The 12,188-nt window shown below is 73.3% G+C and carries 9 protein-coding genes; 4 read left to right on the top strand and 5 right to left on the bottom strand.

Annotation, left to right across the window (positions count from 1 at the left end):
- Positions 1-88: 88 nt before the first annotated feature.
- Both ACFFR3_RS30045 and ACFFR3_RS30040 read left to right on the top strand, forming a co-directional pair.
- Positions 89-637 (top strand): UGSC family (seleno)protein, encoded by a 549-nt coding sequence (locus ACFFR3_RS30045; RefSeq protein WP_379484229.1) that lies wholly within the window; start codon positions 89-91, stop codon positions 635-637.
- Positions 634-1,722: a hypothetical protein gene (locus ACFFR3_RS30040; protein ID WP_379484228.1), complete on the top strand. Its 1,089-nt coding sequence runs from the start codon at positions 634-636 to the stop codon at positions 1,720-1,722. Before ACFFR3_RS30045 ends, ACFFR3_RS30040 begins: the two co-directional genes overlap by 4 nt.
- 73 nt (positions 1,723-1,795) lie before the next feature.
- Here the strand turns inward: ACFFR3_RS30040 and ACFFR3_RS30035 are convergent, their stop codons facing one another.
- The gene (locus tag ACFFR3_RS30035) at positions 1,796-2,662 is read right to left on the bottom strand and encodes an LLM class F420-dependent oxidoreductase (RefSeq protein ID WP_345385717.1); all 867 of its coding nucleotides are present in this window, start codon (positions 2,660-2,662) and stop codon (positions 1,796-1,798) included.
- Positions 2,663-2,810: 148 nt separating this feature from the next.
- On the opposite strand from ACFFR3_RS30035, the gene ACFFR3_RS30030 reads away from it, so the two are divergent.
- A complete protein-coding gene (locus tag ACFFR3_RS30030; protein WP_379484227.1) occupies positions 2,811-5,087 on the top strand; it encodes an FdhF/YdeP family oxidoreductase in 2,277 nt (758 codons plus the stop codon).
- A 110-nt stretch (positions 5,088-5,197) separates the two neighbouring features.
- On the top strand, positions 5,198-7,354 hold the full coding sequence (locus tag ACFFR3_RS30025) for a SulP family inorganic anion transporter (protein WP_364378455.1): 2,157 nt from the start codon (positions 5,198-5,200) through the stop codon (positions 7,352-7,354).
- Positions 7,355-7,398: 44 nt separating this feature from the next.
- Here ACFFR3_RS30025 and ACFFR3_RS30020 read toward each other — a convergent pair whose 3' ends face one another.
- The 4 genes from ACFFR3_RS30020 to ACFFR3_RS30005 all read right to left on the bottom strand — a co-directional run bounded on the left by ACFFR3_RS30020 (position 7,399) and on the right by ACFFR3_RS30005 (position 12,184).
- Positions 7,399-7,536, bottom strand: a complete 138-nt coding sequence (locus ACFFR3_RS30020; RefSeq protein ID WP_364378458.1) for a hypothetical protein — start codon at positions 7,534-7,536, stop codon at positions 7,399-7,401.
- A 252-nt stretch (positions 7,537-7,788) separates the two neighbouring features.
- Entirely contained in the window at positions 7,789-9,063 is a 1,275-nt protein-coding gene (tnpB, locus tag ACFFR3_RS30015; RefSeq protein WP_379484226.1) for an IS607 family element RNA-guided endonuclease TnpB, read from the bottom strand.
- A gap of 192 nt (positions 9,064-9,255) precedes the next feature.
- Positions 9,256-10,509: an NAD(P)/FAD-dependent oxidoreductase gene (locus ACFFR3_RS30010; protein ID WP_364378467.1), complete on the bottom strand. Its 1,254-nt coding sequence runs from the start codon at positions 10,507-10,509 to the stop codon at positions 9,256-9,258.
- A gap of 160 nt (positions 10,510-10,669) precedes the next feature.
- Positions 10,670-12,184, bottom strand: coding sequence for a PucR family transcriptional regulator (locus ACFFR3_RS30005; protein WP_379484225.1), 1,515 nt, complete (start codon positions 12,182-12,184; stop codon positions 10,670-10,672).
- Positions 12,185-12,188 lie beyond the last annotated feature (4 nt).

Raw genomic sequence — 12,188 nt, 5'->3', positions numbered from 1 at the left:
GTAGTCACCGGCGGTGACGTGGCGCGAACGTGGATCCATCGGGCGCGTACGCCACCGCGCGCGCCCCGACGGACGAGCTGGAGGCGCCATGACCGGACGAGAGACCCTGCTCGACCCCACGGGTTCCGCCGCCAGGACGGCCGACGCCACCCCCGCCCCGCGGCCGGTGAGCCTGCGCGGGCTGACCGTCGGCCTGCTGGACAACGCCCGCCCCAACGCCACGAGGCTCCTCACGGAGCTGGCCGCCGAGCTGCGCCACCGCCACCGCACGGCCGGCTCCCTCCGCTACGTCAAGGACTGCGCGGGGCTGCCCGCCAGGGAGGAGCTGATCAAGGAGCTCGCGCAGGACTGCGACGTCGTGCTCACCGCCGTCGGCGACGGCGGCTCCTGCGCCGCCGCCACCGTGGCCGACGGCGTCGCGCTGGAACGTGCCGGAGTGCCCGCCGTGAGCGTCGTCACCGAGCCGTTCCTCGCGGCGGGCCGCGCCATGGCCGAGGTCTGCGGCTTCCCCGGGTACGCCTTCGCCGTCGTCCGCCACCCCGTCGCCGGTCTGGGCGCGGACGCGCTGCGCGGGCGGGCCGCCGAGGTGCTGCCCGGCGTGCTGCGCGTCCTCGGAGCCGGGGGAGGCCGGGCATGACCGCGATGCCGGTGGCCGGTGCGGAGGAGGTCCGGGCGGCCATGGAGTACTACGCCCGGCAGGGCTGGACCGACGGGCTGCCGGTGGTGCCGGTCACCGGGTCGTACCTGGCCGAGTTCCTCGCCACCACCGACCGCGACCCCGAGGAGGTGCTGTTCGCCCTGCCGCATCTCGACCGGCGCTGCACCGTCCGGCTGGCCGCCATCAACGCCGCCATGGCCGGGTGCCTGCCCGCGTACTTCCCGGTGGTGCTGGCCGCGTGGGAGGCGATCGGCAGGGAGCCGCAGCTGAAGTGCGGGGTCTGGCAGAGCACGGCGGGCACCGCGCCGCTGCTCGTCGTCAACGGTCCCGTACGCGACCGGATCGGGCTCAACAGCAGGGGCGACGTCTTCGGCTCCGGCTTCCGGGCCAACGCCACGATCGGGCGGGCCGTCCGGCTGGCCGCCATCAACGTCTTCGGCCTGCGCCCGCACCTGCTCGACCAGGCCACCCAGGGCACGCCGGCCAGGTTCTCCGCCTGCATCGCGGAGAACGAGGAGGACAGCCCCTGGGAGCCGCTGCACTGCGAGCATGGCTTCGACCCTGCCGACAGCGTCGTGACCGCGCTGGTCATCCGGTCGTGCCTGCACGTCGAGTCCCGCCACACCGGCTCGCCCGAGCAACTCGCGCTCGACCTCGCCGGCTCCCTGCGCAGGACCGGCGCGCTCGTCCACGAGACCGGCAGCGCGCTCGTGGTGCTCGGGCCCGAGCACGCCGCCGCCTTCGGCGCGGCCGGATGGAGCAAGGACGACCTGCGCCGCTTCCTGCACGACCACGCCGTCAACAGCCGCGCCGAGCTGGCCGCCGTCGGCAAGGACGCCGTCTCACGGAACGGCCGTCACCGGCTTCCCGCCGACCATCCCGACGCGATCACCGACCGCTACGGCCTGAGCGCGACCCCGCACCGGGTCCCGGCGCTCGCCTCACCTGAAGCGGTGGTGATCGCGGTCGCGGGCGCCGACAACGCGGGCGTCTCCACGATCCTCGAAACCTTCGCCCCCCACACCGGCCCCCTCCCCACGGCCCGCATCCGTGTCCCCGCCTGACGCAGCCCGCTTTCAGCACGCCTGACGCTCGCAGGACCGCGCGGGCCCCGGGGACGTCCGCCCAGGTCCGGGGTCAGCCGCGCAGGCCGAGGGCGTCGGCGGCGCTCGCCAGGGCGGCGAGGTGGTCGTCCACCGTGGCCAGGCCCGCCCGCATCGTGTCGATGGCGATGTGGGTGGCGCCCGAGTCGCGCCACCGGCCGGCCAGTTCGGCCACCTCGTCGGCGTCGCCCCGCCAGGCCAGCCGCCCCTCCATGCCGAGCGTGGAAGGGTCACGACCGGCCTGCGCGGCGGCCTCCTCGACCATCGCCTTGGCCTCGTCCAGTTTCGGCCCGGGACTCATCTGCGGGAACCAGCCGTCGGCCAGCCGCCCCGCCCGCCGGTAGGAGGGCGGCGCCTGGGCCCCGATCCAGACGGGGATCGGCCGCTGCACCGGCATCGGCGCCAGCCCGGCCCCCGTGACGCGGTCGAACTCGCCGTCGAACGTCACCGTCTGCTCGGTCCACAACCGCCGCATGAGCGCGATCTGCTCCTCGGACCGCCGCCCCCGGGTGGAGAAGTCCTGGCCGAGCGCCTCGAACTCGACCCGGTTCCAGCCCAGCCCGACCCCCAGCCTGAACCGCCCGCCGGTCAGCAGATCGACCTCGGCCGCCTGCTTGGCGACCAGCGCCGTCTGCCGCTGCGGCAGGATGATGATGCTGGTGACCAGCTCAAGCGAGGTCAGCGCGGCGAGGTAGCCGAACATCACGAAGGGCTCGTGGAAGGTGGTGTGCACGTCGTACGGGCCGTCCCACCCCCGGTGCACGTCAGGGTCGGCGCCGAGCACGTGGTCGAAGGTCATCACGTGGGCGTAACCCAGCTCCTCGACCCCCTGGGCGTAGGCGCGCAGCGCGCCCGCGTCGCCGCCTAGCTCGGTCTGCGGGAAGACGACACCGATCCGCATCGCGTACTGCCTCCATCGAGAAGTGATCAACTCGCACCATCATCGCCGCGGAGCTGGCGATGGACCACACGACGCTCCGGAGCCCGGTGAACCGACCGCTCCCGCACCGGCGGTAACCTACGCACGAGCCGCGAGGAGATGATCACCGATGAACAGGGGAGAAGAGGGCAGGCGTCTGCACGTCACGCCGCCCAAGACGTGGGCGGCGGGGCTGCCCGGCGTCACCCACGCGCTGGAATACTCCCTGGGCCAGACCACCGTGCGCCGCACGGCGCTGACGCTGCTCAACGTCAACCAGACGGCCGGCATCGACTGCCCCGGCTGCGCCTGGCCCGAGCCGGGCCGCAGGCACCGCAACGAATACTGCGAGAACGGCGCCAAACACGTCACCGACGAGGCCACCTCCCGCCGGGTGACCCGCGGCTTCTTCCGCGAGCACCCGATCTCCGAGCTGGCCGGACGCACCGACCAGTGGCTCAACCAGCAGGGCCGGCTCACCGAGCCGATGGTCAAGCGTCCGGGCAGCGACCACTACGAACCGATCGGCTGGGACGACGCGCTCGGCCTGCTCGCCGGCGAGCTGCGCACCCTGGACCACCCCGACCAGGCGCTCTTCTACACCTCGGGCCGGCTCGGCAACGAGGCCGCGTTCCTGCTGCAGCTGTTCGCCCGCGCCTACGGCACCAACAACCTGCCCGACTGCTCCAACATGTGCCACGAGTCCAGCGGCCACGCCCTCATCGAGACCCTGGGCGTCGGCAAGGGCAGCGTGAGCCTGGCCGACATCCACGACGCCGACCTGGTGTTCGTGGTCGGCCAGAACCCCGGCACCAACCACCCCCGCATGCTCTCCGCGCTGGAGGAGACCAAGCGCTCAGGCGGGCGGGTCGTCGCGGTCAACCCGCTGCCCGAGGCCGGGCTGATGCGGTTCAAGCATCCGCAGAAGGCGCGCGGCATCGTCGGGCGCGGCACCCGCATCGCCGACGAGTTCCTGCAGATCAGGCCGGGCGGCGACCTGGCCCTGTTCCAGGCGCTCAACCTGCTGCTGCTCCAGACCGAGGACGCGCGGCCCGGCACCGTGCTCGACCACGCCTTCATCGAGGCCCACACCACCGGCTTCGCCGAGTTCGCCGCGCACGCGCGTACGCTCGCCTGGCCCGACCTGCTGGCCGCCACCGGCCTGGAGCGGGCGCAGATCGAGCGCGTGCACGAGATGGTCCTGGCCAGCGAGAAGGTCATCGTGTGCTGGGCGATGGGGCTGACCCAGCACAAGCACGGCGTGGCCACCATCCGCGAGATCGTCGACTTCCTGCTGCTGCGCGGCAACGTCGGCCGTCCAGGCGCGGGCGTGTGCCCGGTGCGCGGTCACAGCAACGTGCAGGGCGACCGCACGATGGGCATCTGGGAGCGCCCGCCGCGGCCGTTCCTCGACGCGATCGAGCGCGAGTTCGGCTTCACCCCGCCGCACAAGCACGGCCTCGACACGGTCGGCGCCATCCAGGCCATGCTGGACGGCCGCGCCAGGGTGTTCCTCGGCGTGGGCGGCAACTTCGTCCGCGCCACCCCCGACAGCGCCGTCACCGAGCGGGCCATGCGCGCCTGCAAGCTGACCACGCACATCTCGACCAAGCTCAACCGCTCCCACACCGTCTGCGGCGAGACCGCGCTCATCCTGCCCACCCTGGGCCGCAGCGACCGCGACGTGCAGGCGGGCGGCGAGCAGTTCGTCACGGTCGAAGACTCCATGAGCCAGGTCCACGCCTCGCGCGGCCGGCTCGACCCCGCCTCGCCCCACCTGCTCAGCGAGGTCGCCATCATCAGCCGGCTGGCGCGCCGCGTGCTCGGCGACCGTCCCGACATCCCGTGGGAGACGTTCGAGTCCGACTACGGCGCCGTCCGCGACCGCATCGCCCGCGTCGTGCCCGGCTTCGAGGACTTCAACGCCCGCGTCGCGGAGCCCGGCGGGTTCCGGCTGCCCAACCCGGTCAACGAGCGCGTCTTCCGCACCCCGAGCGGCAAGGCCGTCTTCACCGCCAACGCCTTCACCCTGCTGGAGGCGCCGCCCGGCCACCTCATCCTGCAGACGCTGCGCTCCCACGACCAGTGGAACACCGTCCCCTACTCCGACGACGACCGCTACCGGGGCATCCGGCACGGCCGCCGCGTCGTGCTCGTCAACCCCGGCGACCTGGCCGAGCTGGGCTTCGCCGACCGCGACGTGGTGGACCTGGTCGGCGTCTGGCACGACGGCGTGGAGCGCCGCGCGCCCGGCTTCACCGTGGTCGCCTACCCCGCCGCGCGCGGCTCGGCCGCCGCCTACTACCCGGAGACCAACGTCCTGGTTCCGCTCGACAGCGTGGCCGACGGCAGCAACACCCCGACCTCGAAGTCGGTCGTCATCCGGCTGGAACGCCCGGCGGTCTAGGGGTTTCGACGCCGGCAGCGAAAAGCGTCCGGCGCGCTCATCAGACGCCGGATCGTGCCTGGCGCGGGCACTAGGGTGGCCGCATGCAGATAACTACGGAGAGTAGCATCATGCGGACTCTCAGATACGATCTACCGGCGTCGCTGGTGGTGTTCCTCGTCGCCGTGCCCCTGTCCCTGGGCATCGCCATGGCCGCCGGCGCGCCGCTCGCCGCCGGGCTGATCGCCGCCGCCGTGGGCGGCATCGTCGCGGGCCTGCTCGGCGGCTCGCCCCTCGTGGTCAGCGGCCCGACGGCCAGCCTCACCGTGGTCATCGCCGGGCTCGTGCACACCTACGGCTGGCAGGCCACCTGCCTCATCACCATCCTGGCGGGCGGCGTCCAGGTGCTGCTCGGCGCGTTCAAGTCGGCGCGGGCCGCGCTCGCCGTCTCGCCCGCCGTCGTGCACGGCATGCTGGCCGGCGTCGGCATCGTCATCGCGCTCGCCCAGCTCCACGTGGTGCTCGGCGGCAGCCCGCAGCACTCCGCGTGGGACAACCTCGTCCAGCTCCCCGGCCAGATCGCCGACCTGCACGGGCACAAGGTCATGGTCGGCGTGCTCACCGTCTCGGTGCTGCTCGTCTGGAGCCGGCTGCCCAAGCACGTCAGGGCCGTCCCCGCGCCGCTGGCCGCGCTCGTCGTGGCCGCCGCGACCGCCTGGCTCTTCCATTGGAACGTGACAAGGATCGACCTGTCCGGCGCGCTCGGCTCCTGGTCCCTGCCCGAGCTACCGCAGGGCGACTGGCACCAGATCGCCGGAGCCGCGCTGCTGGTGGCGCTGCTCGCCGGCGCCGAGTCGCTGCTGTGCAGCGTCGCCACCGACGGCACCCACACCGGGCCGCGCGCCGACCTCGACAAGGAGCTGTCCGGGCAGGGCGTGGCCAACGTGGTGAGCGGGTTCCTCGGCGGGCTGCCCGTGGCCGGGGTGATCGTGCGCAGCACCACCAACATCCGGGCGGGGGCGCGTACGCACTGGTCGGCCGTCCTGCACGGCGGCTGGGTGCTGCTGTTCGCGCTCTGCCTGGGCTGGACGATCCGGCTCATCCCCATGGAGGCGCTGGCCGCGCTGCTGGTCTTCATCGGCATCAGGACGATCAGCCTCGGCCACGTCAGGAAGGTGCACGGGCACAACGAGGTGCCCGTCTACCTCGTCACGCTGACCGGCGTCGTCGTGATCGGCCTGGCCGAAGGCGTGCTGGCCGGGCTCGCCCTGGCCGCGCTGCTCGCGCTGCGGCGGCTCACCCGCGTCACGGTCGACAAGCGCGAGGAGCCGAACGGCCGCCTGCACGCCACGGTGTCCGGCTCGCTCACCTTCCTCGGCGTGCCCCGGCTGACCGCCGAGCTGCGCGCCATCCCGGCCCGCGCCGACGTCGACCTCGACCTCAACATCGACTTCATGGACAACGCCGCCTTCGAGGCCATCCACTCCTGGCGGCTCGACCACGAGCGGCTCGGCGGCACCGTCACCATCGACGAGCTGCACGACGAGTGGTACTCGATGGCGGCCAGCGGGGCCCGCATGTTCCCCGCCAAGAGCCCGCCCAAGCCGGCCGGGCACTGGTGGCTGCCGTGGACCCACCCCCGCCGCCGGACGACCGGGGTGCAGGAATGCCGGCTCACCCAGGGCGCGGCCGAGTTCCACCGCCGTACGGCGCCGCTCGTGCGCCCCATCTTCACCGAGCTGGCCGGCCGGCAGCAGCCCAGCCACCTGTTCATCACCTGCGCCGACTCCCGCATCATGCCGAGCCTCATCACCAGCAGCGGCCCCGGCGACCTGTTCACCGTCCGCAACATCGGCAACCTCGTGCCCTGCGCCGGCTCTGAGCCCGCCGACGACTCGGTGGGCGCCGCGATCGAATACGCCACCCGCGTCCTCGACGTCCACACCATCACCGTCTGCGGCCACTCGGGCTGCGGCGCGATGGCCGCACTGCTCGGTGGCCCCGCCACCACCGCCGGCCTGCCCCAGCTCGGAAGCTGGCTGCGGCACGGCGCCGCCGGCCTCGACCGGCTGGCCGCCGAGCGCGGGCCGGACGCCTCCCTCGACCGGCTCTGCCGGCTGAACGTCCAGCAGCAGCTGGAGAACCTCAGGACCTACCGCCGCGTCGACGAGCAGGTCAGGGCCGGGCAGCTCAAGCTGGTGGGCCTCTACTTCGACATCGCCACGGCCCGCGTGCACGTCGTGCCGCCGCGCAGCCCCGCGCTCCCGGCGGAGCCCGGCCAGCGGTGACCCCGCCGCGCGCCCTCGCCGGCCGGAGCGGCGGGGGCCCGCCCTCAGCCGAACTCCTTCGCCACCAGCACGAACGAGGCGGCGCCCATGGCCACGTAGGCGAGCGTCAGCAGCACCGCCCCCACCACGATCAGCACCCGGCGGCCCAGCGGCGGCCGCCCGGACATGTCGTCGTCGTGCATAACGGGACGCTAACACCCGGTGACCGCATGTCACCACGAACCGCCGCTCAGCCGAGCACGTTCTCGTGCAGCGCCCGCAGCACGGCGTTCGTACGATCGCGCGCCCCCAGCTTGGCCGGCAGCGCCGAGACGTAATTCGTCACCGTCCCCTCGGCCAGGAAGAAGAGAGGATTCGGGAGAAGCAGAAGCTAGAAGTTCAGTTCTCCCTGTTGCTGTAACCGTTGCCTGTGAGTGAACTCTGGTGAGCCCATGTCAGGCAGCCGCCGGTTGCCCGGCGGCGGTCCCGGCCGGGCCGGGTTCCTGCTTCATCCCGCTGCGCCCGGTCGGGCCGGGTCTTGCCTGCGGTCCACAGGCGTTTCTCCTCTCCGCCCCACTGGCGGCGAGGTCACGCAGATTTACGGCGGCGTTGACGTCCCGGTCGATGACCAGGCCGCAAGGCTCGCACGCAAAGGTCCGCTCGGCGAGCGTGAGGCTTGGCTTTCGCCATCCGCACGCCGAGCACGTCTTGGAGCTGGGGTACCAGCGGTCGGCCACCATGAGCGTCCCCCCGTTCCAGCCTGTCTTGTACGCAAGCAGCCGTCGTGCGGTTCCGAAGCCCTGATCGGCTACCGCGCGTGCCAACCGGCGGTTGGCCAGCATGCCGTTCACGTTCAAGTCCTCGACCACAACCGTCGCATATTGTGCGGCCAGCGCCGTGGTGGCCTTGTGCAAGGCGTCGGCGCGGACATTCGCCACGCGGGCGTGATGGCGGGCCAGACGGTCGGCAGCCTTGCGCCTGTTGTTCGAACCTTTGACCTTGCGGGACAGGGTGCGGCCAAGGCGCCGGAGCTTCCGCAGACCGGCGCGCAGCGCTTTCGGCCCGGCGACCTCGATGAGCCGCCCGCCATCGTCCACGCCGGTCAGCAGCGCCTTCACGCCGAGATCAACGCCGACCGCGCTGCCGGGCCGGGCGTGCTGTTCGGACACCTCTCGTTGGACCTCGACAGTGAAGGAGACGAACCAGCGCTGAGCCACCCGGGAGACGGTGGCCGACAGGATCCGCGCCGTGCCGGCGACCAGGCGCCGGGCCAGTTTGCGGGTGGACTCGTGTGTGCGGATCGTGCCCAGGCGCGGCAGGGTGACCGTGGCCCCCGCACAGCGCATCACCCCGGTGGAGAACCGGAACGAGTCGCGAGCTTTGCCGCGCTTCTTGAACCTGGGAAAGCCGAGTCTGCGGCCCTTACGCGCGCCCTTGCGGCAGGAGACGAAGTCGCGCAGCGCTCGATCCAGGTCACGGAACGCCTCCTGGTAGACACACTTGGAGTTCTCGACCCACCACGCGAGGCCGGGCTCGGCCTTCTTCTCGGCATTCCAGACCTTGTGCAGGTCCACACCGGACAACCACTTACCCTCGGCGGCGTAGCGCTCCTGACACTTGGCCAGACCCCAGTTCCAGGCGAACCGCGCTGCGCCCGCGTGAGAGGCCAGCGCTCGCTCCTGCGAGGGCGTCGGTTCCAAAGCGAACCGATACGCCTGGGTGACCTTCACCCGGACTCCCCTCCCGTGGCACCCGCGCCGAACAGCACCGGCGCCCCGACCACGACGGATCCGGCCAGCATCGCCAGCCCTGCCCACGCATCGGGGCCGATTCGCCGCATGCCGCCACTGTACGGCGCGGGACGGCCGCCGAGGAGGTGCCGGAAGTCATGGGTACGCGCTCCCGGCGCCGGCGGCTCAGGCTCAGCGGAGGGGGTCGAACTCGCGGAGCGCGGCGGGCTGCTTGCCCGTGGTGATCTGCTCGGCGAGCAGGCGTCCCGTGGCGGGGCCGTGCGCCATGCCCCACATGCCGTGGCCGCCCGCGACGTACACGCCGGGCCGCCCGGTCGCGCCCACCAGCGGACGCCCGTCCGGGGTGACAGGGCGGGGGCCCACCCAGACGTCGGTGCGCTCCTCCCACCGGACGCCGTCGAGCAGCGGCCGCGCCGAGGCGATGATCGCCTCAAGCCGGGCCGGCACCAGCGGCGCGTCGGGGGAGCGGAACTCCATCGTCCCCGCCACCCGCAGCTTGCCCTGGTACGGCGTGCACGCCACCCGCACCTCGGGCAGGTAGATCGGCCCGGGCACCGGACGATCGACCGGGACGGTGAAGGAGTAGCCGCGGCCCGCGCGCACCTGCGTCCGCACGCCCCACTGTGCGGCCAGCTTGGGCAGCCACGCGCCGGTCGCCACGACGACCGCGTCCGCCGTCAGGGTGGTGCCCTTGGACGAGCTGACGGTGACCTTCCCGCCGTCGCTGCGCACGTCGGTGACCTCGAACGCGTACACGGTGGCGCCCCTGCTCATCACCGACCTGCCGAGGGCGTGCACGAACGCGCCCGGGTCGACGTACCGCTGCCCGTCGATCCGCACCCCCGCGGTCAGCGCGCCGGACGCGAGCGGCACGTGCTCGACGAGCTGCTCGCGGCGGAGCGGGGCGTGCGCGACCTGCTGCCCGGCGGCGGAGATGCGGCGCAGCTCGTGCAGCAGCGCCCGTGCCTGCTTGGGCGTGCGGAAGGCCGCGGTGATCGGGGCGTGCACGAGCGGCGCACGTACGCCGTTGTACGTGAGCACGTCGAACGCCTCGATGCTCTCCTCGTTGAGCGGCAGGTTGGCGCGCACGGCCCGGGTCCACGACGGCCACCGGCAGTTGGCGGCGAACCGCAGCAGGAACGACCACAGCCCGGGGTCGAGGGTGGCCGGCACGTGCAGCGGAGCGGACGGGCTCAGCAGTGAGCGCAGCCCGTACCGCAGCACGGACGGCTCGTTGAGCGGGATGGCCAGCCCGGGGGAGATCCACCCCGCGTTGCCCCAGGACGCCCCTGCCGCCACGCCCTTGCGGTCGACCACCTCGACCTCGACACCGCGCTCCTGCAGGAACCACGCCGTCGACAGGCCGACGATGCCCGCGCCCACCACGATCACCTTGCGCGGCCAGCCGCTGCCCCCGTCGACCATGACGCCCTTCCTCTCCTCGCTGCCTACGGGGACAGCATGACCCCGGCGAGGCGGGGGAGCGCTGTACGGACGCGACAATCCGGACGCCCGGATTGTGCGGGTTTGACAACGGGGTGCCGCGCCTCCACGGTCGATCGAATGGCGGAGAACCGGCCCGAGGTCACTCGCCGAGGGCCTCCAGCTGGATGATCATGGCGAGGCGCTGCCGGGCGTCGTCCAGGTCGAGCGGGGTGATCTCGCCGATCTTGCGCAGCCGGTTCCTGACCGTGTTGGGATGCACGCCGAGCCGCTCCGCCGCCGCCACCGGGTCGCCCTGCGCCTCCAGCCAGGCGCGCAACGTCGCCACGTACCGGGTGCCGTGCCTGGCGTCGTGCCGCCGCAACGCGCCGACCGGCCCCCTGGCCGGAGTCCTCCCGGTACGCGCCGCGGCCCGCAGCCGCTGCAGCAGGATCTCCCCCCACGACTCGTCGTACACCGGCGGCGCCCCGCCCGCGCTCTCGTGCAGCGCCAGGCACTCGTCGGCCTCCTGCCGCCCGGCGGGCAGCTCCGCGACCCCGGCCGGCGCGCCGATCCCGGCCACCAGCTCCACCTGTGCGGGCAGCGCCGCCTGCAACGCCGCCACCCACGCCAGGGCCGCCCCCGCCTCCTCACCCGGCAGGATCGTGTAGAGCGTGTTGCCCAGCAGCGTGCTGCGTCCAGGACGCGACCAGCCGAACCCCGTGGTCGCCCGGTCGAAGGCCAGCAGCAGGGCGGCGTGCCGGTCGGCGGCGGCGCCCGCGCGTACCGCGATGACCCGCATCGGGCCAGGCGCCAGCCCGAGCTGGCTCAGCGCGGTCACCGCGTCGGCGCTGCCCTCCAGCAGCCGGATCACGAGGTCGGACTCCACCTGCCGCTCCAGGTCGGCGCTCGCGCGGGAGCGCAGCAGGTGCAGCGCCACCGTACGCGCACCGTCGGCCAGCGCGGTGAGCCGCCGCCCCGTCAGGGGCCTGTCGCAGGTCGCCCACACCGTGCCCAGGACCTCGCGGCCGGCCCGCGCCGCCACCGCCATCCGCCCGGTCAGCCCGTACGCCGGGTCGGGCTCCACGAAGATCGGCCCGTCCGACGCGGCCAGCCGCGACAGCACCCCCCGCTGCTCGAACAGCTCGCGCAACCGCTCAGGCACCTGCCTGACCAGGATCGTCTCCAGCCGCGCCGGGTCGCCCGCCTGCTGCGAGCGCGAGTACGCCAGCACCCGCGACAGCCGGTCCTCGATCGTCACCGCCGCCCCGACCACGTCCGCCAGGCTGTCGGCCAGCGCGAACAGGTCCGTCGGGCCCCGCCCCGACTCGGTCTCCCTGCCCTCCAGCACCAGCCCGTACACGACCCCGGTGAGCTGGCTCCACGACACCGCCGGGTCGATCAGCAGCACCGCGACCCCGGCGTCCTGTGGCACCTCGCGCGCCGCCTCCTCGCCCGCGCGCACCAGCACCGCCGTCGCGCGGGCCGCCTCCGCCCATGCGATCGCCTCCGCCACCGAGGCCGCGCCCACCGCCAGCAGCACGTCGCCCGTCACCCGCTCGTCGGTCGGGTCGGGCATCGCGACGCTGCGCAGCTGCGCCGTGCGCGCGTCCGTCCGGCCGGCCAGGCGCACGCCGTACCCGCCGAGCACGTTGACCAGGCGGTCCAGTCTGACCACGGTT

It is taken from the genome of Nonomuraea salmonea, from assembly GCF_042428605.1.
Lineage (GTDB): Bacteria > Actinomycetota > Actinomycetes > Streptosporangiales > Streptosporangiaceae > Nonomuraea > Nonomuraea salmonea.
This window is presented reverse-complemented; position numbering and strand designations above follow the sequence as displayed.